This window comes from Pseudomonas sp. ASL3, from assembly GCF_056680425.1.
The window spans coordinates 5038709-5062006 of sequence record NZ_CM155281.1 but is presented as its reverse complement, the minus strand read 5'-3'; the positions used below and the strand labels follow the sequence as shown (position 1 = coordinate 5062006).

Genomic DNA, 23298 nt, shown 5'->3' with positions numbered 1-23298 from the left:
TATTGAACGTCCACATGCGGGGGAAAAATTACAACAGCAGGCGGGCGAACCCGCCTGCACACGGGTTACTTCATCAACTTGGCTTTAACGGCCTCCAGGCCTGGTTTACCGTCCACGGTGGTCACGCCAGCCAACCAGGTATCAAGTACCTTCGGGTTTTTCTTCAGCCAGGCTGTGGCTGCTGCATCAGGCTTCATCTTGTCGTCCAGGACGTTGCCCATCAGCGAGCTTTCCATGTTCAAGGTGAACGACAGGTTTTTCAGCAACTGGCCCACGTTGCTGCACTCTTGGGTGTACCCCTTGCGAGTGTTGGTGTAAATGGTGGCCTGACCAAAGTTCGGACCGAAATACTCGTCACCGCCAGTCAGATACTTCATTTTGAAGCGGGTGTTCATCGGGTGCGGTTCCCAACCGAGGAAGACCACTGCGGTGTTGCGGCGCTGGGCGCGATCAACTTGCGAGAGCATGCCTGCTTCGCTGGACTCGACGACCTTGAAGCCGGCGTCTTTCAGGCCGAAGGCGTTTTTGTCGATCATGCTCTGGATCAGGCGGTTGCCGTCGTTACCCGGTTCGATACCGTAGATCTTGCCGTCGAGTTCTTTCTTGAACTTGGCGATATCGGCGAAATCATGCAGGCCCTTGTTGTACAGCTCTTCAGGAACGGCCAGGGTGTACTTGGCGTTTTCCAGGTTGGCACGAACGGTTTCGACACTGCCCGCGTCACGATAGGCCTTGATGTCGTTTTCCATGGTCGGCATCCAGTTGCCGAGGAACACGTCCATGTTCTTGCCGTCGGCCAGAGACTTGTAGGTCACAGGCACGGAGATCATGGTGGTCTTGGTTTTGTAGCCGAGGGCGTCAAGGATGACGCTGGTAGTCGCGGTGGTGACTGTGATGTCGGTCCAGCCGACATCGGAGAAGTTAACGGTTGCGCACTGTGCCGGCTCTGCAGCTTGCGCCAGCAGTGGCAGACTCAGTGCAGCGGCCAACAGCAACGTTTGGGAACCTTTCATCGGTGGACTCCTGGGTGTTTTCTCTCGTCATCAGCCTGTAATGACTGACGCGGTTTATGTGTTGCAGCTGAATGGCGAGGCGATCTACGCAACAGCTTTACCACTGCGCCTGGCAATCGAGTCGAGACTGATCATGTAACAGGGAAAAACAAACGCCTACAGGGGGCGTCGTATCCAGTACACACAGGGTCGCATCCAGTGTCGGCAACGTCGTTTACAGATTTTTTAGCCGGCGCAAAGGCACTTTTCAGGTGTCAGTGCGGCATTCGAGTGGTCAAGGCAGTCGTAAATCGTCATGCATGGACGCTCCCCATCAGCGGCGACGTTGGTGGGTATGAGTGAGTCGGTGTCAGACGCCGTACGCCGCGATAAAAGCCCGATGATGCGCCCATCTCGGCGGATAGCGGCTTCAGCGTAGCAGCTCCGTCGCCAGGCGCTATTTGCGCTCGGAGTCTCGACTACAGAGGGTTTGCGGTAATGGCTATCAGCGTGTTCGACCTGTTCAAGATCGGTATCGGCCCCTCCAGCTCCCACACCGTGGGGCCTATGCGCGCTGCGGCGCTTTTCACCCAGGGCCTGCGCGAACGCGGCCAGTTGAATCAAGTGCGACGCGTCGAAGTGCGCTTGTACGGTTCGCTGTCGGCCACCGGCATCGGCCACGGCAGCGACAACGCGGTGATCATGGGCCTGATGGGCGAATGGCCGGATCAGATCGACCCTTCGACCATCGGTTTGCACATCTCCACCCTGAAAGAAACCGACACGCTGCTGCTCAACGGCAACCTGTCGATCCCCTTTCAGTGGCAGCGCGACATGCTGCTCATTGACGAGAACCTGCCGTTCCACCCCAACGCAATGACCCTGATCGCCGAAGGCGAGGGCGGCGAGCTGCATCGCGACACGTACTACTCGGTGGGTGGCGGTTTCGTGGTTGATGAAGCCCAGGCCGCGAGTGGCGTGCTGGACATGGATCGCACGGTGTTGCCTTACGATTTCTCCAGCGCTGCGGAATTGCTCAGCCTGTGCGAGACCCATGGCTTGCGTGTGTCGCAACTGATGATGGCCAACGAAAAGGTCTGGCGCAGCGAAGAAGACATCCGCAGCGGCCTGATGCGTCTGTGGCGCGCCATGCAGGACTGCGTCGATCAAGGCCTCAAGCACGAAGGCATCCTGCCCGGTGGTTTGAATGTGCGCCGTCGCGCCGCGCGCTTGCACCGCAGCTTGCAGGAACTGGGCAAACCCAACGTGATCGGCTCGACCCTCAGCGCCATGGAGTGGGTCAACCTGTTCGCCCTGGCGGTGAACGAAGAGAACGCGGCCGGTGGACGCATGGTCACGGCACCGACCAACGGTGCGGCAGGGATCATCCCGGCAGTGCTGCATTACTTCGTCAAGTTCAGCGAGGAAGTCAGTGAGGCCAATGTGGTCGACTACTTCCTGGCGGCGGCTGCGGTGGGCATCCTCTGCAAGAAAAATGCGTCGATCTCTGGCGCCGAGGTCGGTTGTCAGGGAGAGGTGGGTTCGGCCTGCGCCATGGCCGCGGCGGGGTTGGCGGATATTCTCGGCGCCACCCCGGAGCAATTGTGCAACGCGGCGGAAATAGGCCTGGAACATAACCTGGGGCTGACCTGCGATCCGGTTGGCGGTCTGGTGCAGGTGCCGTGCATCGAGCGCAACGCCATCGCGGCGGTGAAAGCGATCAATGCCGCGCAAATGGCCTTGCGTGGCGACGGTCAGCACTTCATCTCCCTGGACCGGGTGATCCGCACCATGCGCGATACCGGCGCCGATATGCACGACAAATACAAAGAGACATCGCGGGGTGGGTTGGCGGTCAGCGCGATTGAGTGTTGAGACCCCGGCGTCAGGGATGACGCCTTCGCGAATGAATTCGCTCCCACGGTAGGATCGCAATCCCCTGTGGGAGCGAATTCATTCGCGAAGAGGCCGCACCGGATATACCCGTTGCCCATTTATTGAACACCACCCACAAATCCCGCCACCTTTTAGCGCGCAGCCCCTCATGCACTGACCGTTGGTCGGTTCGTGCACGGGGGTGACACTCCTTTCGTCTAGCTCGACGTGGCCTTCACACAAGTGCTACCGAAGTGCTCAACCTCTCTGAGCAGCCCGCCATACAAGGCGTCTCCCTCCTTATAACCCCGGTTGTCGTACGTCCTGATATAGACGCATCGCGACGTCGTTTTCAGGTTTTATTGAATGGCCATTCAACTTTAGGCATGGCAATTGCGTTGTCATTACAAAGCCCCCCACTGCATGGGGGCAATAACAAGAGCCTCGCCTGAGGCCATCAACCGCTTTGTGTGAGGAGATACCGTGATGACTTCGTTCAACTCCGGGGCCCAACCCCAGAACCGCGCGCCGCAATCCATCGGCTTTCTGCTGCTGGACAATTTCACACTGATCTCCCTCGCCTCGGCGGTTGAGCCACTGCGCATGGCCAATCAACTGTCTGGCCGCGAGCTGTATCGCTGGACCACCCTGACCGTTGACGGTGGGCAAGTCTGGGCCAGCGATGGTCTGCAGATCACCCCTGACGCCTCCATGCACAAAGCACCTGTTCTGGACACCGTGATTGTTTGCGGCGGCGTGGGCATTCAGCGCACCGTGACCCGCGAACACGTCAGCTGGTTGCAAAGCCAGGCGCGCCAATCGCGTCGCCTTGGTGCGGTCTGCACCGGCAGTTGGGCCCTGGCGTGCGCCGGCCTGCTCGATGGCTTCGATTGCAGCGTGCACTGGGAATGTCTGGCCTCGATGCAGGAAGCTTTCCCGCGCGTCGCCATGAGCACCCGTTTGTTCACCCTCGACCGCAACCGTTTCACCAGTTCTGGCGGCACCGCGCCGCTGGACATGATGCTGCACCTGATCAGCCGCGATCACGGTCGTGAACTGTCGGCAGCGATTTCCGAGATGTTCGTCTACGAGCGTATTCGCAACGAGCAGGATCACCAGCGCGTGCCGCTCAAGCACATGCTCGGCACCAACCAGCCGAAATTGCAGGAAATCGTCGCGCTGATGGAGGCCAACCTCGAAGAACCGATCGACCTGGACGAACTGGCGGTATACGTCACGGTTTCCCGGCGTCAGCTGGAGCGGCTGTTCCAGAAATACCTGCACTGCTCGCCATCGCGCTACTACCTCAAACTGCGTTTGATCCGCGCCCGGCAGCTGCTTAAACAGACGCCGATGTCGATCATCGAAGTGGCGTCGGTCTGTGGCTTCGTGTCCACGCCGCACTTCTCCAAGTGCTACCGCGAATACTTCGGCATTCCGCCGCGTGACGAACGCGTAGGCTCCAACACCGCCCAGCAAGTGGCAATGATGCCCATCCCGCAAGCGCTGGTACTGGCGCCGTTGTCAGGCCCGTTGTCCGCCTTGAGCCAGGCGCGCAATGAATCGACGTTCGCGAGTGTGCGGTTGTAACAAGTAAATGGGGAGACGCCGATCCCCTGTGGGAGCGAATTCATTCGCGAAGCCGTTGTGTCAGACGCAGCTGTGTTTGATGTGCTGGCCCTTTCGCGAATGAATTCGCTCCCTCGGGGAATCTGCGTCAGATATCAAATCCATATGGCATCCCAGAGCGGGTAATCACCGACGCGCTTTACCAGTCCTGCGCGCAGGGGATTGGCGACGATGTAACGAGCCAGGCCACGCAGATCCTCTTCCCGCCGAACTGCTTTGTCGTGAAAACCCTGCTGCCACAAGCGTCCTCGATTGATCATTACGGAGCTGCTGGCTTTAACCTGCTTCATGAGGTTAGCCAACGAGCCGTGCTTGAGCTCAATCAGCCAGTGGAAGTGATCCGGCATCACTACCCAGGCCAGAGACAGGACCAAGCCTTGCTGTTCGGCACGTCTGAATTCATTGACCACCAGCCGCCCCAGGCGCCAATCAGCAAAGATCGGGCGGCGGTCATGAACGATGGACGTCACCAGATAAATCCGTCCAGCTTCGGAAAAACGACCTGAGCGAAGTCGACAGGAGCGTGCGTGGTCGGGCATTCATTACCCTCCATTGCGGATAATCAGCGCTCGAATCTACCGCTGTAAAAGTCCTGGAGCTCGGCAAAATCTTTCCGAAATATGTATGGCCTTGCGGGCCCTTTCGCCAATGAATTCGCTCCCACGGTGAGCCCGTGTGTTCCTCAAATCTTTAATCTGCTGAAGATCCCCTGTGGGAGCGAATTCATTCGCGAAGGCAATATCAGCCCTGCACACGACTTTGCTTATAAGCCGCCAACGCCGGCAACAGCTGTTGATCGATCGCCTGGCGCACCGACGGCAGGATGGTTGCGCTGCCGGTCAGCAGTTGTTCGACCATGCGCCGCAAGGCTGTGGCGCGGGCTTCTGTCAAGCCGCATACCGCTTGCGCGCAGGCCTGTTCGGCGGTGGCGCCGGAAGGCATTTCGAAACCCAGGGCCCTGAGTTGGCCGAGCAGGTCCTCCTGGTCAATCAAATCCGCATGCATCATCACGTCCGCTCCTTTTGTGGGGTGTGGCTCGATTCTGGTGGCGCTCACGGATGTCGGCAAGGCCCTCAGTCGGCAATGTCCGGTATACCTACGAACAGGTCGTTTTCGGCTAACTCGCCAACCGGGGCAGCAGGCACACTGGGCTCACTCGACAATGCGCGGTAAATGGTTTGGTCACCCTCTGTATCGCGTAGTTCTTGGAGCAGTACCTCAGCCTCGGTTTTGTAACGGCTTAACCGGGGCTTTTTTTTGCCTTTGAAACGGGCATAAAAAAGGGGGCCATCAAGGCCCCCACATTCACACTTCAATCAAACAGCGGCATTACCAGCTGTAACGCAGCCCCAGGTTAACGCCCCAGGGTTGCTCGATCTTTTCGCCGTTGCTGTAGTCCACATCGCCGTGCACTTGCCATTTGTCGGTCAGCTGCGCGGCAATACCCGCGCCGATTTCACCGCGGCTACCGGACAAATCATTTCGGAACGTGGTGTCGTTGACCTGAACCTTGTTGCTATTGGCAAACTCGTGCGCCAGGGCCACTTTCACGTATGGCTGAACGTAGCCGCCTTTTTCCAGTGCGAAATTACGCCCCACGCTTGTCCCCACTTTACCCAGGTACGAGTTGGCCTTGTTGCTGCTGGCGTCCATGCCGTTGCTCAGCGAGTAGCTGTCGCCATTGACCCACAGGGCCGAGAACTGCGTGAAAGGTTCGACGAACCAGTTGTCAGCCAGCTTGATGTGTTTACCCGCTTCAATCGAACCACCAATACCGTGGTTGCTGTAGTCACCGCCAGACTTGGTGCCGTCGCTCATGCGCACGTCGGATTGGTTCTTGAAGTAGTTGGCCTTGATGATCGCGTCGATGTAATAACCGTCGTCCGACAGCCAGGTGCTGTAAGCACCAAGGTAGGTACTCTTGACGGTGCCGGAAGTGCCTGCCGCGATGTCCAGATCGGATTTGCTGTAACCGCCCAGCACACCCAGCAGCCATTGCCCGCTGGCGTTGGGTACCGCGCCGTCGGCACCGAACGAAATACCCTGCTGGTTTTGCGAGAAAGAGGAACCGCCTCCTGCAGACGTGTTGTATTTATTGCCGTAGGCGCGCATCCAGCCACCGCCTTCGGTTTTGCCATAGCGCAACTCGCCCATGCGACTGCGCAGAGTGGACAACTCGCCATACCAGACGGTCGGTGCAGCACTGAACAGGTCGATGGCGGACTCGGTGCCCGGGGTAATGATCGGGTCGCCGTTGTCATCGAGTTTCTGTACCAGGAACCAGTCGGTGCCCCGTTGCTCCAGACCGTAGGCGAATGTCCCCAGATCCACCTGGCCGCCGACCACGCCGAAGGCCGCGTCGCTGCCCGCGCCAGTGTGTACCACTTGCTGAGGCTGATCGCCCTTGAGTGGCTCCGCCCCGGTGTTCGCGATCTGTAGATCGTAGCTACCGGTCGCGTGGCCGGTCACATTCACCAGATCGCTCTGATGGGCCGCCAGATCGGTGTCCATCACGAACCGGCCGTTGCCCGAGAGGGTGGCAACCGTCAGGGTCTCGAACGTGCCGCTTCCTTCGCCCAGCTTGACCGTACCGGCATTCATGCTGAGGTTGGTGACGCCATTGCCGTCGAGGGTAGTCCACGTGGAATTATTCACGCTCAGGTTTTCGACATTGCTCATGTTGCCGGTCAGGCTGGCGTTGTTATTGAGTGTGACATCCCCTGTCGATCCCTGATTGACGAGGATATCGCCGCGAATCGCACTGTTGTCGACCGTTATATCCGCAGTGGAGTTGTTGTCCACTTCGATGGCAACACCATTGCCGCCATTCAGCGTTGAGCCGTTAGCAATCACGATGGTCGCGTTTGATGGCAGTGCCGGGTTGAATGGGCCCACATAAATGGCACTTGAGTCCGTACCCGTGATGGTCGAACCATCAACGGTCAGCGAAACATTCGCGCCAGCGGCTCCTCCTAAGGTATCAGAGCCTAGAAAAACACCATGAGCACTGCCTGTGATCGTACTGCCGCCCTGCACAGTCCCGGTCGCTCCAGCCAGCGTCAGCCCGGCGCCGCCTCCAAGCCCCTTACTCCCATCGCCCGATCCCGTTACGGTGGATCCAGACAGGGTCACATCGCTGCCAAAGGTGGCGATGACGCCGCTGCCCACGCCTGAGAGGGTGCTGTTGCTGACGGTTGCAGTTGAACGACCACCCACCAGATCCGGGGTTCGCTCAACAGCCAGTCCGAAATCACCGGTACTGGTAATCGTAGCGTTTGCAATCGTTGCATGACTTCCCACCAGGCTTATGCCTAAACCACCGCTGGCCACCGAACCACCATCGATATTGACGGTCGAGTTCTGTGCGCTGATCGCCAGCGTGTTACCGCCAGGCGTGACAGTCAACGTAGAGCCGCCTTGCAGGCTCCACGTGTCCACTGGATCTCCGGCACCGACGGTGGCATTTTTTCCAGGTACTACCACGCCAGCAAAGGCAGGAGAACTGAACGCTATCGCCAGGGCGACGGCGGTTGATACATGGGTGAGTCTGTGAGGGTGTTGGCTGATGTTCACGGCATCTTTCCTTTTAATGAGAGCAGCCACGGTTGATCGTGTGGTGCATGCAGAGGAGGGGGCGTAGTGAATAGGCTTCCTCACCTGCTCGCATTCAGATAAGTGCGACTCAATTTGTAGGAAACGTCCGAATATTCAGTAGGTATCTCTTTTATTTGGATAGTCCGTTTCCGACAGGCAAGAGCCAAACCCAATCTCCCGCTGCTCGACGCATACCTTCCTTAGATGACCAAAGAAACAATCTGACAACGCATGTTATTACAGTAACTAAGTAAAACCCTCAGTTGCACGCTGTCAAGAAAGCAAGAAAAATAAAGTGGGGTTACAGCCAATCGCTGTTTACTTAATTCCAAATGATGATAAGCCCGGCGGTGCCGATTAGCACATTATCGCGAAATCGAAAATAGTTGATTCTGATTTTATATAGCGTGTGTTTGCATTCTTCGTCTAGCCTTTACCCTTGTAGTACCCGCCACTTCGCACCGCTTATTATCCAAGGAGGGATAGTTGTCATGACTGTGTCCTCACGTGCGTTCTCTCCGCTGGATCACGCGTTGCTTGAATCAACTTGCCATCGAATGTTGATCAGCGTGCGACCTCGTGCGCCGAGCAAAAAGCCGATCAGGTTTAACGTGTTAAATTACTGAGACTATTGTCATGACCAACCTTAACGTACCGTCCACAGTCACAACCAAGCCTAACGTGCGGTCAAAAGCCAAAGTTCGGCCTGGTAGCCCACGGCAAAACCCACCCCTTCCTCCTCCAGTGACAACCCAGTGGCTCTCTGCTGACGACCCCAGATTACCTCTCAGTGTTGTAGATAATGAGCTTGAGGTCGATATCCCATGGTGGACGGGCATCGTGGCCAATTACAGAATTCAATTGTTCTGGGACGGAGCACCCTCCGGTCCCAGGAGAGACATAACCGCCACAGAAGCCGCTGATAACACGACTGTTTTTCATTTAACGGTCCCTGCCACATCGATGCTTGTTGAAGGGCCTCACATCATTAACTTTGAGCTCAGAACCAATAACGGCGTCAATCCGTACTTTTCACCGGACACCACGGTCATCGTCGACCGTACCGCACCGGGTGGCGATAGACTGCCGACATTGCAGTTCGACCAGTCAGTCATCGACAATGGTTTAACGGACAGCGACCTGATTAACGATCAACTTCCGGCGAACCTGCCTGATTACTTCGGGATGGCTGACTACGACAAAGTAACGCCCTGGATAGCCGGGCCGGGGAGGCTGGGGACGCTCCTGCCTGGATCTGCAGTGATCGTTCTTCCGGACAAAGTAGGGTTTGAAGTAAATTTGCTTTTCAACAGAGCAGACATTGTCGCCGAGGGCGACGGAATTGTGCGTTTCGCCTACCAGCTTAGCGATTGGTCTGGGAACGTTTCGGTGATTGCCCCGGAGGTTCCGATAAGCGTTTTGATCGCCGGTGCGCCAAGCGGGCTTCTGGCGCCTCTGGTTCCAGCGTTCGATGATGGCGTGGTCACCGATTCGGACGCTCGTCCGGATCCGGTGGCGGTCGAAATCCCGACCTACACCACTCCACTGGTAGGTGACATCATCACCGTCACCTGGGGGTCGCAAACCGCCGATCCGTATCCCCTGGTCGCTGGGGATATCACCCAGGATCCAGTGACGACCATTCTGTTGTCGTATCCGCTTGTCTTTGCGGCGGGAAACGGAATAATTCCCGTGTCCTATACGGTTAAACGCAGAAATGTCGTGTTCGGCCCTTCCCCCGTGCTTAATGTTGTGGTCGACCTTCGCATCCCAGGCGGGCCTGACCCCGACCCAACCACCCCGGTCAATGAAAACCTCAAACCATTGACCGTGACCAGTAATAGTGGGGCTATCAATGAGATTCCAGAAATCGACTATGGAAGAAATGCCAACGTAACGATTCCTTATCAGACCGCTGTAGACGTGCCGCCCGAACCCGTGTTCCTGGTTGACGACGAAGTGACCGTGTACTGGGGGGGCACTCCCGTACTTCCCGCCCATACGATTGTATTTAATGACCTCGCGAAGAACCTGGTTTTACCTGTATTGGCCCACTACATCACAGATGTCGGAACGGGGAACATCACTGTCGACTATACGATCACCCGTGAACTGTTGGTACCGGGCTATGCCCCTCCACAATTCAGCTCATCCCTATCTCCGCCCACCCTCGTCGATGTGCGCTCCAATCAAGGCTTGCCGAACGACGGTGTGCCACTGGCGAAACCTGGCTTCGTTGATAGAAACGGCGTTCCAATCGACACCGATAATGTGATAGACAAGCCCGAAAATCGGGCCGGCGTCTATGTGCGTTGCCTAGTGGATTATCCCAACGTCGCGGCAAATGATGGCGTTGAATTGTATTTCCTTGGATACGATGACTATCAAGGTCAAGGGAATCCAATAGAGGCGTCGAGGCATGAACCGAAGGAGACACTTTCGAATGCGGACATCACCGCTACCTATTTCGACTTCCTCATTCCTGCACCCAAAATACAAGTGATCTGTAACGGTTCTGCCAAGGTGTATTACAAGCTGGTCAATGCCAAGGGCCCAGGGGAATCGCTTCCTCATTTGGTCATTGTCGACCAGCGCGAAGGTTCCGATGACGTATGCGCCATCCCTTAAGTCTTCACTGGCGGGCAGATTAAACATCTGCCTGCCAGTGCGACGCCTTCTATCGAACGGACGACGCACATCAACTTGCAAGAAGCAGGTGAACGTACATGAATACCGAAGAGCTTGCCGGAGCGTTTCAATTACCCGATCCAACGTTGCCGGCTCCAAGAATCCCCGTCGTAGACCAAACGAACAAAGGCGGCCTTGGCGTCGATGAACTTCGCAAAACTCCACCAGAGCCGGTACGCGTGATTGCACCGATTTCAGTCGGAATGAAAATAAACGACACCGCGATCCTGTATTGGGACACAAACCCTGTGGATTCGTACCTCATCAACCTGGGTCACATCAATGCGGGTACTCTCGTCTTCGATGTCGACTCGTCAAAAATTCTCGATGCCGACCAGACCGAAGTGCACTACGAGTCCTACACCGTTATTGGCCAGAACCATTCGGTGTCCTTTCCTTACTTTGTGCGGGTCAATACCAAGGTTCCCGGCGACCCCGACCCCGATCTTTCGACGCCAACGATCAACGAAAACCTTCCGCCACCCGGGGGCATCCCTGCAGTCATTACCGACCCGATCGCCGCCGCCGGTGTGGATGTGATCGTGCCCAACTGGGTGTACATGGAGGTTGGCGACGTACTGGCACTCACGTGGGGGCAAACGCGACTTGTGCAACCTCCTTTGGATATTGGGGATGTCGACAAACCGGTCATTATTCATGTGGACGAGGCCACTATTCTGGCGACCTCCAATACGTTAAACCTGCAGGTGTTCTATGACATTCGCGACAACGTCAGTAATTGGTCGCTCAATTCGTTGTCGTACAAAACTGACGTTGAGGCCGGGCCCAATACTATGCCTGCTCCCCGAGTTCAGAAAGCGGTGAACAATGACCTCGATCTCGACGTATTGGACATTGATGACGCGCTTGTCGACATTCCGTCTTATGTTCCATGGGGTGTTGGTGACGCGGTCGTGCTGTTTTGGTTCGGAATCACCGCCGAGGGCGCGCCAGTCGATGAAACGGTGTCGTACACCATGACGCTCCCCGATGAAGGGTTTTTCGTCACCTTACCGATACCCAATGCGTCGGTGGTTGCCATCGCCAGTGGCCGGGCCATTGTGTATTACGAAGTCAACCGGGTGCGTCGCTCCAAACGGACATCCATCACGGTGAGCGGTGCGGTTCGGAAGCTTCCCGCCCCTAACGTTGTAGAGGCCGATGGCGACGTGCTCGACCCTGGTAAAGTCCCGGTTTCGGGGGCCACGGTCATGATCAAGGCCTACGCAGGTATGGCCGTAAACGATCATGTCTATCTCTTCTGGAGTGGCGTGACGGCCGACGGCTCCCTCACGTATTACAACGCCGACCTTCCCATTACCAACGCCAACGTCGACAAAGACGTGGTCCTCTCCGTGCCGAAAGCTCAACAAGTCGATCCACTGGCTGGCGGCAGTGTCGAGCTGTATTACGCCGTGGTCAGTGCTAAAGGTGTGCTGCGTGACTCCGACTCCCTGAAGCTGGCGGTCACTGTGGGTGGCGGATTGCTGTTGCCGGCAGCCACCGTGGTGGAATTTCCGAACGGCGACATCGACCCGCTGCTGGTTCCGTTCACCGGTGTCACACTGCGTGTGGTCTACAACATGCTAACCACGGACGTCATTGGTATCGCCTGGGGCGGGAATGACACGCTCGTTCCGACACAAAACGGCAATATCGGCGGCACCGTCGACTTCGCCATCCCGGCCTGGGCGGTGTTTGCTTATATCGGCAAATCGCTGACGGTCCACTACGCCGTCGCGCGCGCGGGCGGCCCTTATCTCTCGGACCCGCTCAATCTGACGGTGAAAGCCATTCCTGAGTCCGCACTGCCAAGGCCGAAAGTGCTGCAAGCGCCCGACGACAGGGTATTGGATTTGAATACCTTCACCGGAGACGCCACGGTCACCGTTGCGGCGTGGCCGTTGATTGCCGTCGCGCAGACCGTTTGGTTGTCGTTGAGTGGGACGGGGTTGAATGGCAGTCCGCTCGATATACCGTTAGTTCAGGGCTTTCCTATCCCGAACCTAAACGGTTATAGCGGTTCTATCCCTCGGATTGAACTGGAGAAGTTTGAAAATAATAGTCAGCTGCGCGTGGTGTTCAAGGTGGCGCTGGATGGCAGTTCGGATGAAACACATGCGGTTGGATTCCCGGTGTTATCGTTAACGTTGATTACTCAAGCAACGCTACTGCTGGAAGACTTTGAAAGTTATCCTGAACAGCCAATCAACGTAGGGCAACGTCTTCCAGGGCCGCTCCTGACTATAGTCCATCGTGCGGGCCCCGGGCTCTGTCGAATTGCAACGGATGCAGCGACCTGTCCAGCGCTTAGAGCGGGCAAATTCTTGAGTTTTGGCGTGAATGATAATTCCACTGTGGACCTTGAGTTCATCGCCAGCTATACGTCCGTTGATTGTGTGGTGATGGCCAATGAGTTTCGGATTGATATAGAGTTTTATGACGAAAACAATGACTTGATTATTAAAGTCCCCGTGCCCTCGAGCGGTACCGGTTGTACACCCGTGCATCAAGCAGCACCACCGGGCCGGAAAATTAAAAAAATGTCGCTGTACGGAGGTGCGGGCATCGATAACGTGAAGTTTACACCTTGATAGGGCAACGGGTTGTTTATAGGTAACACTCATTCTCATGGAGAGAGTTATGAAACCTTCACAGATCAAACAGGCTCTGCCGGTCCCCCTCGTCGATTATGCGGAAGGTACCCCACCTGATCGACTCGAGCCAGACAAAGTGCCTGCGGTGGGTACCACCGTGCGCTGCAGAAACAACGCCATGCAGGCAGGCGACCGGGTCGACCTGCGTTGGGACGGTGTAGTGAATTTCAGGGACTTCGCCGAAGTACCGTACGGTGGGGCTACTGAAATTAGCTTTCTGGTGCCCAAGAACAACTATGTCACTGGCAATTTGAACACCACCGTGCAGGTGTATTACACCGTGAACCGCGGCAGTGTGCCGCTGGAGTCGGCCAGGCAACCGTTGTTTATTGGCGTGTTGCTGCAACCCACCATCACCAGCGTCAAGGATTTGCAGAACCAGGAAATCCCGCATAACGGCAGCACCTTCGACACCAGCGTGACCTTGAGTGGCTCGGCCTTGGCCGGTCAGACGGTCGAGCTCTTTCTGGACGGGGGCTCGAAGGGCCTGGCGACCGTCAACAACAGCGGTGCGTGGACGCTGCCGGTCACGGACTTGAGCGTGGGCGAGCACAAGTTCCAGGCGCAGGCCCACTATGGCAGCAAACCGGTATCGGACATTCGCGCCGTTACCGTGGCCGTGGCAACCGCCCCGACCATCACCAGCGTCACGGACTCCAAAGGCCCGGTCGCCGATGGCGGCACCACCTTCGACGCCGACGTGACCCTGAGTGGCACGGCCTTGGCCGGTCAGAAGGTCGAGCTCTATCAGGACGGGAGCTCGAAGGGCGAGGTGACTGTCAACGCCAGCGGCGTGTGGACGCTACAGGTCACGGGCCTGAGCGTGGGCGAGCACAAGTTCCAGGCGCACGGCCGCTATGGCAGCAATCCGGGATCGGCCATTCGCGCCGTTACCGTGGCCGTGGCAACCGCCCCAACCATCGACAGCGTCAAGGATTCACAGAACCAGGAAATCCCGCATGACGGCAGCACCTTCGACACCAGCGTGACCCTGAGTGGCACGGCCGCGGCCGGTCAGAAGGTCGAGCTCTATCAGGACGGGAGCTCGAAGGGCGAGGTGACTGTCGACGGCAGCGGCGCGTGGAGGCTGCCGGTCACGGGGTTGAGCGTGGGCAAGCACAACTTCCAGGCGACGGCCCGCTATGGAAGCAATCCGGGATCGGCCATTCGCGCCGTTACCGTGGCCGTGGCAACCGCCCCGACCATCACCAGCGTCAAGGATTCGCAGAACCAGGAAATCCCGCATAACGGCACCACCTTCGACGCCGACGTGACCCTGAGTGGCACGGCCTTGGCCGGTCAGAAGGTCGAGCTCTATCAGGACGGGAGCTCGAAGGGCGAGGTGACTGTCAACGCCAGCGGCGTGTGGACGCTGGAGGTCACGGGCTTGAGCGTGGGCGAGCACAAGTTCCAGGCGACGGCCCGCTATGGAAGCAATCCGGTATCGACCATTCGCGCCGTTACCGTGGCCGTGGCAACCGCGCCCATTATCTCCAGCGTCAGGGATTCGTTGGGCGCCGAGATTCCCAATGGCAATACTACCAAGGACACCAGGGTGATAATCAGCGGTACCGCACTGGCCGGTGGACAAGTGCAGATTCTCGACGGTACTGCTCTGCTAACAACTGTGACGGCGACGGGCGGTAACTGGACTTATACGCTCACGACAACAGTGAAAACCTACAACATCAAAGCCCGAGGGGATTATGGCACCAATCCGGAGTCGGCGGTGCGGACGTTTACTGTGCAAGTGGCAACACCGCCGCTGGAAATCGATACTTCAACGATGGTCTTGAATGGACGGTTAATTCGGGACGCTCAAACACCTTTCAATCCACCGGCAAACACTCATGGAACCCGGGTAGCTTCAGGTGGTGTACCGCCTTATACCTACTCAGCTTCACCGATCGATATCGTAGATTTCACCACAGTGCCTGGTCAGGTGGTTTCTCGCCACACCGGTACAACCACCGTTACAGTGAAGGACAGTGCTAACCAAACTAAAAGTTATTCAGTCGTTGTATCCAATGTTTTTATTTTTGGAGGTTACGTGGGAAATCAGTTCTATGACAGTGCCGTCTCATTTGCACAGCAAAATGGTGGCCACCTTCCCTCTATGGAGGAATTTGCAACGTACAGAGCTACTTACAATAATAATCCTGGAATCCCACCAAACGAGGGAAATCCACAAGCGTGGACTACAAATGATGCAGGACTCAATCTTAAACAAACTATATCTCCGTTAACCGGCGCGACGGGAGCAGGAAATACTAAATTCCCACCCAACAACCTCCACTTTGGCTGGGCAATCATTCCATCCTAATAAGGAACAAACAGTAATCGAGTAATGGGGACGGATTTATTTAATCTGCCCCCCCCCCCCTTCTTTTTCTCCAGATGGATCACTGTTTATCGTTGAAAATAAATCAGTCCCGGCGAAATATGTCGCAACCATTTCATGACCCGGTTATCTCATTTCCTGGGCCGATGCCCGCTACGTTGATTTTTCCAATGGATGGAGGATTGACAATACCCCGGACTGCCCGCGTCGTTTTACCTAACTACCCGCACCACGTCGTTCAGCGTGGTCACAACCGCCAGGTGGTGTTTGCGCATGGAGATGATTTTGCGCGGTATCTGAACGATGTACGTGAGCTCAAAGATGTCTGTGGCGTGAAGGTCTATGCGTTTTGCCTGATGACTAACCATGTCCACTTGTTGCTTGCACCGGACACACCAAGTGGGTTGGGCCAATTGATGAAAGCCTTGGCCGCACGCATGACCCGCTATCGCAACAAGCTTGAGGCCGCTCCGGAACGCTGTGGGAGCGGGGACAGATTAATTTTTGATGAAGCGCTGAAAATAAATCAGTCCCCTCACGCCCCACCTGCTTTTGCTAAACTCGGCAGCCTTCCAGGAGCTGCCATGAATTACCGTCACGCCTTCCACGCTGGCAACCATGCCGACGTGTTCAAACACCTGACTCTGACTCGCTTGATCGCCCTCATGGCGCGCAAGGAGCAGCCGTTCGCCTATATCGACAGCCACGCCGGGATTGGTCTGTATGACCTCAAAGGCGATCAGGCCAGCCGCACCGGCGAATGGCTCGATGGCGTACGGCGCCTGTGGGATGCGCCGGACCTGCCTGCGCTGACGGCTGATTACCTGCAAGTGCTGCACGACATGAACCCCGACGGCGAGCTGCGCTACTACCCCGGCTCCCCGGAAATCGCCCGCCGCCTGACCCGCGAGCGCGAACGTATCCTGCTCAACGAGAAGCACCCGGAAGACGGGCGGCTGCTTAAAGAGAACATGAAGGGTGACCGGCGTGTTGCCGTGCACTTGGGCGAAGGCTGGCATGTGCCGCGTGCGTTGTTGCCAGTGGCGGAAAAACGCGGGCTGATGCTGATTGATCCGCCGTTCGAACAGCTGGATGAGATGAAGCGCTGCGCGGTGGCGTTGAAAGAAGCCATCAGCCGCATGCGTCAGACCGTGGCGGCAATCTGGTACCCAATCAAGGATCAGCGTTTGTTGAAGCGCTTCTATCAGGACCTGGCGGAGACCGGTGCGCCGAAGTTGTTGCGGGTGGAGTTGTTCGTGCATCCGCTGGACACGCCGCAGAGTCTTAACGGCTCAGGTCTGGCCATCGCCAACCCGCCTTGGGGGCTGGAAGAGGAATTGCGTGAACTAATGCCATGGCTGGCCAAGACCTTGGGGCAAACCCAGGGCGATTGGCGGATGGATTGGTTGATTGCTGAATAAGGGGACCGATTTTATTTTCAGCGCTTCACCGAAAATCAATCTGTCCCCGCTTGCGTAGGACCGGGGACAGATTGATTTTTCAAAGAGCGCGAAAAATAAATCAGTCCCCTAGTGAAGTATTCGGGCCAAGCATCCCAGCGGCCGGATATTTTCCGGGTGAGGCCCCATTGGGCCTTGGGTGATCTCGAACTCCACCTGCTGTTCTTCGGTGATCGTTTCGAAGTCTGTGCCCTGTGCCGTCTGGTCACGAAAGAACGCGTAAGGACCGATGTCATCTACGGTGATAAATCCGTAGCCCTCTTTGACGTTGATGAACTTGACTGTTCCGCGCGTCATTTTCGACCTCCCGCGTCAATTGCAGCTGCCTTTTATGGATTACTCCGATAGCAGTAATTGTCAATTGGCGAGGGCTCAGTGGTGTTTGGCCTATTCGCAGGCAAGCCTGCGAAGGCTGCCGTTCAGGTGATGAACTTCAAGCCGGCAAACAAACCCCGGTCCCACCCAGCCCGCAATAACCCTGCGGATTTTTCGCCAGGTATTGCTGGTGGTACGCCTCGGCGTAGTAGAACGTCGGCGCTTCTTCGATTTCGGTGGTGATTTTACCGAGGCCGGCTTTGTCCAATTCGGCCTGGAACACGTCTTTGCTGGCTTGGGCCGCTTTCAGTTGTGCTTCGTTGGTGCAGTAGATCACCGAGCGGTATTGCGTGCCGATGTCGTTGCCCTGGCGCATGCCTTGGGTCGGGTTGTGCGCTTCCCAGAACACTTTCAGCAGCGCTTCGTAGGTGGTTTGTTCGGTGTCGTACACCACCAGCACCACTTCGCTGTGGCCGGTCAGGCCGGAGCAGACTTCTTCATACGTTGGGTTGGGCGTCATTCCGCCGGCATAGCCGACTGCGGAGCTGTACACGCCCGGTTGCTGCCACAGGCGGCGTTCAGCGCCCCAGAAGCAGCCCAGACCAAAGATCGCAAAGTCCACGCTTCCCGGGAACGGCCCGAGCAGTGGGTTGCCGTTGACGAAATGCTTTTCCGGAACCGTCATCGGTGTTTCACGGCCTGGCAGTGCTTGCGAGGCAGTAGGGAGTTCGTTTTTGTTCACAAGTATCTCCGAGCGCCAAACCATGATTCATATCCTCTCGATAGATAGAGGTAATTGAATGGGTGTTGTCAGTGAGGGCTTTTGATTAATTGATGTTGAGTGACGAAGACCGTCAGTTTGCCCGACTGTTCAGGCCGGAGGGAAGGGGCAGGGGGCGAAGCGGTCAGGCCAGAGGGCCACGCGGGTAACGTCGGAGCTTGTCGATCAGATCCAGGCCCGGAATCGGTCGGTCGAACAGGTAACCCTGGCCGACGTCGCAGCGGTGCCGGCGCAGGAACGCCAGTTGCTCGGAGGTTTCGACCCCTTCAGCCACGACCTTGAGCTTGAGGTTGTGGGCCATGGCGATCACTGCTGAGGTGATTTCCATATCGTCCTGGTTATCCGGGATGTCGCGAATGAAGCTGCGGTCGATTTTGATCACATCGATCGGGAATTTCTTCAGGTAACTGAGCGACGAATAACCGGTGCCGAAGTCATCCATGGCCAGGGTCAGCCCGAGCTTTTTCAGCAGATCGAGTTGCTGCCGGGTGTCATCGGTGGCTTCCAGCAGCAGGCCTTCGGTGAGTTCAAGTTCCAGCATCGGCGCGGCCAGGCGTTCTTCCTTGAGGATGTTGGCAATCGAAGACACCAGGTCGGGGTCGGAAAACTGCTTCGGCGAGAGGTTGATCGCGACCTGCAAGCGGCCCAGCCCGGCGGCGGTCAGCTGTTTGCTCATGCGACACGCCTGACGCGCGACCCATTTGCCAATGGGGATGATCAGGCCAGTTTCTTCGGCGACGCTGATGAACTGGTCCGGGCGGATCATGCCTTTTTCCGGGTGATTCCAGCGCAGCAGCGCTTCCATCCCCAGCAACCGTCCGCTGCGCAGGCAGAGCTTGGGTTGGTAGAACACCTCCAGCTCGTTCTGGGTCAGGGCGCGCCGCAGGTTGTTCTCGACGAACAGCTTGTAGCTGGCCTCGGCGTTGAGCGCTTCGGTGAACACCTGAACCTGATGTTTGCCGTTGGCCTTGGCCTTGTGCAGGGCCAGCCCGGCGTTCTTCATCAGGGTTTGCGGATCGCGGCCGTGTACCGGCGCGCAGGCCAGGCCCACGGAGCCGGTGACGCTGATGAGCTGGTTGTCGACGAACATCGGTTTGTCGAGGGTCTTGAGCACCTGGATCGCGATCTGCTGGCCGGCTTCGAGGTCGGTGTCGTCCAGCAACACCGCAAACTCGTTACTGGCGAAACGCGCCAGGCTGCCGCTGGGGCTCAGGCTGTTGCGCAGGCGCCGGGCAAGGCTGATCAGCAGCTTGTCGCCGGTTTGGTGGCCGAGGCTGTCGTTAATGCGCTTGAAGTTGTCGATGTCGACCAGCAGCAGGGTGATCGGCGTGTCGCTGTCACGGGCGAAGCGTTCGTCAAGGTTGCGAATGAACGCCGGACGGTTGCCCAGGCTGGTGAGGTTGTCGGTGTAGGCCAGGCGCTCGATGCGCTGCTGCGCCAGCTTGGTCTGGGTGATGTCTTCGTAGATGCCGATGTAATGGGTCAGTTCGCGGTTGTCGCCATACACCTTGGATATCGACAGCTGGCCCCAGTAGGGTTCCAGGTTTTTGCGTCGGCTCTTGAACTCACCTTGCCAGCTGTTGCTTTTGGCGAGGCTGGAGTTGGCATCAAGCAGCAGTTCGTTGAGGTTCTCCAGTGCCGGCAGTTCTGACAGCCGGTGACCGTGGACCTCTTCGGTGGTGTATTGGGTGATCGCGGTGAAGCTCGGGTTGACGTACTCCACCACGCCGTCGCAATTGACCAGCAGAAAAGCGTTGGCGCTCTGTTCCACGGCACGCTGGAACAGGTGCAGGGCGCTGGTGGCGGTGCGCCGGTTGTGATTGTTGATGACCTGGGCAAATTGATCGGCCAACTCACCGGCAAAGGCGATTTCATCGGACTGCCAGGCGCGCGAGGTGCCGGTCTGTTCCAGGCACAGCACGCCGACCACATGCCCATCGATGCGGATACTGGCATCGAGTATTGCATTGATGTCCCGGGGCCTCAGGTTGTCGGCCATCTCGCGGGTACGCGGGTCATGCATGACGTCATTGGCATCGATGGCGCGACTGGTGTGCAGCGCCTCGAGGTAATTAGGATAGGTGCTGAGATCGATGGCTTTGGGCAGCAGGTATTCGCCCGTATCACGGCGGAACGCGGCAATCGATTGCAGATGATTACCGTTGAGGTTCCAGATACTGGCACTGCCGATGTCGTAGATTTCGCAAGCGCTCTGGGTGATCAGCTGGGCGGCCTCTTGCACAGAGTTTTGGCTGCTGTAGCGATGACGGGCCAGGCGCAGGATCAGGCTTTGCTGGGCGCGAGCCCGCTCCAGGTGCAGCAATTGTTCATGCTGGGCGCGCTGGTTCAACTCCAGGGCGATCTGCAGGCGGTTGTTCTGGGTTTCCAGGCTCGGGCCTGAAGCGTGTTCGTTTTTGCCGAACACGCCTTCGACCACCATTAAATAACCGCGTAGCAAGTCGCGGTTGTGTTGCCTGTAGCCTTCCCCCAGCTCCAGCAGGCCGATGGGGCCTTTTGCCGTGTGCAGCGTGTAGCGGATCAGATAGAAGGGGCTGTGGGCCAATTGCAGCTGGATGGCGTCATGCATCTGATAGCGCGCTTCGGGCTCCATCAGGCTGGCATAAGGCGAGCCGACCAGCGCGCAAAGGTCTACGGCTGGCAGGCCAAACTGTTTCTCGCAATTGGGATCGAGGTACAGCAGCGCCCAGTTAGCTTCATTCAGCCGTTCGAAACGCAACATGCCGAGCCGCGAGGGCACCGGTAATTGCGTCACTACCTCGGCCGCGGTTCGACCAGCGGCATCGGGTTGGCTTTTCATTAAGAAACTCGCTTTCAGAATGCTGACCGCGCAAGGGCTAAGACCCTCTTTTATGTCGCGAGCGGCAAGGTTGCATCATGCAGCTCGGGCTGACAAGTGAGCACGGTGGCTTAGTGCTATAAATCTATCGACTTGTGCGTCGGAATGATCAAAAGCGGCCAACGCGGTCCGTTGTTTCAAGGTAATAGCCATCTGTTGTTTTTCCAGTGCAGCGCCATTTCTACGGAAGAACTGCATCCGGACTTCTTTTTTTGCAGGCAAAAAAAGCCCCGCCAAATTGGCGGGGTTGAGGTACGAGCGTGGCAGCTCGGAAAACAGTCAGCGCAGCAGGCCCACCGAAATGGGCCTGCAGGCTTTTTACAGAAGCATCGTGCGGATATCCGCCAACAATTCGCTCAGACGCTTGGTGAAGCGCGCAGCCGCGGCGCCGTTGATCACGCGGTGATCGTAGGACAGTGACAGTGGCAGCATCAGTTTCGGCTGGAAGGCTTTGCCGTCCCAGACTGGCTGGATGGTTGCCTTGGACACGCCAAGGATCGCCACTTCCGGCGCGTTGACGATCGGCGTGAAGCCGGTGCCGCCAATGTGGCCGAGGCTGGAAATGGTGAAGCAGGCGCCTTGCATGTCGTTGGCGGTAAGCTTCTTGGCGCGCGCTTTTTCTGCCAGTTCGGCCGCTTCGGCCGCCAGTTGCAGCAAGCTCTTCTGATCGACGTTCTTGATCACCGGGACCAGCAGACCTTCCGGGGTGTCCACGGCAAAGCCAATGTTCACGTACTTCTTGCGGATGATCGCTTTGCCGCTTGGTGCCAGGGAGCTGTTGAAGTCCGGCAGTTCCTTGAGCAGATAGGCGCAGGTCTTGAGCAGCAGCGGCAGGATGGTCAGCTTGACGCCAGCCTTCTCGGCCACGGCTTTCTGGGCGACGCGGAAAGCTTCCAGCTCGGTAATGTCAGCCTGATCGAACTGAGTTACGTGCGGAATGTTCAGCCAGCTGCGATGAAGACCGGTGGCGCCCAATTGCATCAGGCGGGTCATCGGCACTTCTTCGATTTCGCCAAAACGGCTGAAATCGACTTCCGGGATCGGCGGAATGCCTGCGCCACTGGTAGCGCCGGCTGCTGGTGCTGCCTTGGCCTTCTGCATCATGGCCTGGACGTAAACCTGCACGTCTTCCTTGAGCACACGACCATGCGGACCGCTTGCGCTGACCGCGTTCAGCTCGACGCCGAATTCACGGGCCAATTGGCGAACAGCCGGACCGGCGTGAACCTTGGCGCCGTTCTGTGCTGGCGCTTGAGCCGGAGCGGCAGGGGCCGCTTCGGCTTTCGGTGCAGGTGCTGCGGCAGGTGCAGCCGCTTCAGCCTTGGCCGGAGCAGCCGGTGCGGCCGCGGGAGCAGGGGCTGCTGCCGGTGCTGCGCCCGTCACTTTCAATTTCAGGATCAGGTCGCCGGTACCGACTTCCTGGTCAAGCTTGACGAGGATGCTTTCGACCACGCCTGCGGCGGGCGAAGGGATTTCCATGCTGGCTTTGTCGGACTCGAGGGTGATCAGCGATTGATCAGCCACGATGGTGTCGCCGGCCTTGACCATCACTTCGATGATCTTGGCTTTGCCCGACGAACCGATGTCCGGGACATGGATGTCCTGAACGGTGGCCGCAGCGGCTGGTGCAGCAGCCGGTGCAGCAGCCGGTGCAGCAGCCGGTGCAGCAGCCGGTGCAGGCGCGGCGGCCGCAGGCGCTGCTTTTTCTGGCGCGGCAGCGGCAGGTGCAGTAGCAACAGGCGCCGGCGCAGCAGCTTCGCCTTCGACTTCCAGCTCGAACAGCTCGTCGCCTTCTTTCAGGCGGTCGCCCAGTTTCACTTTCATGCTTTTGATGACGCCGGCCTTGGGAGCAGGGATTTCCATGCTCGCCTTGTCCGATTCCAGAGTCAGAATGCTCTGGTCGGCTTCGATGCGATCGCCGACCTTGACCATCAACTCAATGACTTCACCTTCACCGTTGCCGATGTCGGGTACGCGAATTAGTTCACTCACAATGTCTCTCCTTCGGAGAACCTGTTCACTCTCGACTGCGCTGGATTCAGCTGCGACGAAAACAGCGTCGGATGCTCATTTACCGATGTAAATTCCGCATCCTCGGCTGTTTCGCGC

Annotated in this window: 14 protein-coding genes and 1 pseudogene; 7 read left to right on the top strand and 8 right to left on the bottom strand. The window is 57.6% G+C overall.

Translation table 11 applies throughout. The features are described 5' to 3' along the window. Positions 1-65: 65 nt before the first annotated feature. Positions 66-1013 (bottom strand): choline ABC transporter substrate-binding protein, encoded by a 948-nt coding sequence (locus AC1MEE_RS23270; RefSeq protein ID WP_480411869.1) that lies wholly within the window; start codon positions 1011-1013, stop codon positions 66-68. A 477-nt stretch (positions 1014-1490) separates the two neighbouring features. On the opposite strand from AC1MEE_RS23270, the gene AC1MEE_RS23265 reads away from it, so the two are divergent. After that, positions 1491-2867 (top strand): L-serine ammonia-lyase, encoded by a 1377-nt coding sequence (locus AC1MEE_RS23265; RefSeq protein WP_480411868.1) that lies wholly within the window; start codon positions 1491-1493, stop codon positions 2865-2867. A gap of 486 nt (positions 2868-3353) precedes the next feature. Further along, entirely contained in the window at positions 3354-4457 is a 1104-nt protein-coding gene (gene gbdR / locus AC1MEE_RS23260) for a choline metabolism transcriptional regulator GbdR (RefSeq protein ID WP_480411867.1), read from the top strand. A gap of 134 nt (positions 4458-4591) precedes the next feature. On the opposite strand, the gene AC1MEE_RS23255 is transcribed toward gbdR, so the two are convergent. The 3 genes from AC1MEE_RS23255 to AC1MEE_RS23245 all read right to left on the bottom strand — a co-directional run bounded on the left by AC1MEE_RS23255 (position 4592) and on the right by AC1MEE_RS23245 (position 8069). Beyond that, positions 4592-5035, bottom strand: coding sequence for an REP-associated tyrosine transposase (locus AC1MEE_RS23255; protein ID WP_480411866.1), 444 nt, complete (start codon positions 5033-5035; stop codon positions 4592-4594). 202 nt (positions 5036-5237) lie between these two features. Beyond that, complete coding sequence (locus AC1MEE_RS23250; protein ID WP_480411865.1) at positions 5238-5504, bottom strand: hypothetical protein; 267 nt, start codon at positions 5502-5504, stop codon at positions 5238-5240. A gap of 321 nt (positions 5505-5825) precedes the next feature. After that, positions 5826-8069, bottom strand: coding sequence for an autotransporter outer membrane beta-barrel domain-containing protein (locus AC1MEE_RS23245; protein ID WP_480411864.1), 2244 nt, complete (start codon positions 8067-8069; stop codon positions 5826-5828). Between the two features lie 861 nt (positions 8070-8930). Here AC1MEE_RS23245 and AC1MEE_RS23240 point away from each other — a divergent pair. From AC1MEE_RS23240 to AC1MEE_RS23220, 5 genes and pseudogenes are all read left to right on the top strand, one after another. Continuing rightward, complete coding sequence (locus tag AC1MEE_RS23240) at positions 8931-10718, top strand: hypothetical protein (protein WP_480411863.1); 1788 nt, start codon at positions 8931-8933, stop codon at positions 10716-10718. Between the two features lie 98 nt (positions 10719-10816). Continuing rightward, a complete protein-coding gene (locus AC1MEE_RS23235; RefSeq protein WP_480411862.1) occupies positions 10817-13372 on the top strand; it encodes a hypothetical protein in 2556 nt (851 codons plus the stop codon). Between the two features lie 49 nt (positions 13373-13421). Continuing rightward, positions 13422-15758 carry a hypothetical protein gene (locus AC1MEE_RS23230; RefSeq protein WP_480411861.1) on the top strand — a complete coding sequence of 779 codons (2337 nt, stop codon included), beginning with the start codon at positions 13422-13424 and terminating at the stop codon, positions 15756-15758. Positions 15759-15964: 206 nt separating this feature from the next. After that, positions 15965-16263: pseudogene (locus tag AC1MEE_RS23225) on the top strand (transposase); the annotation flags it as partial. 97 nt (positions 16264-16360) lie between these two features. Continuing rightward, positions 16361-17197, top strand: coding sequence for a 23S rRNA (adenine(2030)-N(6))-methyltransferase RlmJ (locus AC1MEE_RS23220; protein ID WP_480411860.1), 837 nt, complete (start codon positions 16361-16363; stop codon positions 17195-17197). A gap of 108 nt (positions 17198-17305) precedes the next feature. On the opposite strand, the gene AC1MEE_RS23215 is transcribed toward AC1MEE_RS23220, so the two are convergent. From AC1MEE_RS23215 to aceF, 4 genes are all read right to left on the bottom strand, one after another. Next, entirely contained in the window at positions 17306-17533 is a 228-nt protein-coding gene (locus AC1MEE_RS23215) for a cold shock domain-containing protein (protein WP_480411859.1), read from the bottom strand. Between the two features lie 136 nt (positions 17534-17669). Continuing rightward, a complete protein-coding gene (gene msrA / locus AC1MEE_RS23210; RefSeq protein WP_480411858.1) occupies positions 17670-18317 on the bottom strand; it encodes a peptide-methionine (S)-S-oxide reductase MsrA in 648 nt (215 codons plus the stop codon). A gap of 139 nt (positions 18318-18456) precedes the next feature. Further along, positions 18457-21150, bottom strand: a complete 2694-nt coding sequence (locus AC1MEE_RS23205; protein WP_480411857.1) for a putative bifunctional diguanylate cyclase/phosphodiesterase — start codon at positions 21148-21150, stop codon at positions 18457-18459. A gap of 357 nt (positions 21151-21507) precedes the next feature. Continuing rightward, a complete protein-coding gene (aceF, locus tag AC1MEE_RS23200) occupies positions 21508-23181 on the bottom strand; it encodes a dihydrolipoyllysine-residue acetyltransferase (protein WP_480411856.1) in 1674 nt (557 codons plus the stop codon). Positions 23182-23298: the final 117 nt, after the last annotated feature.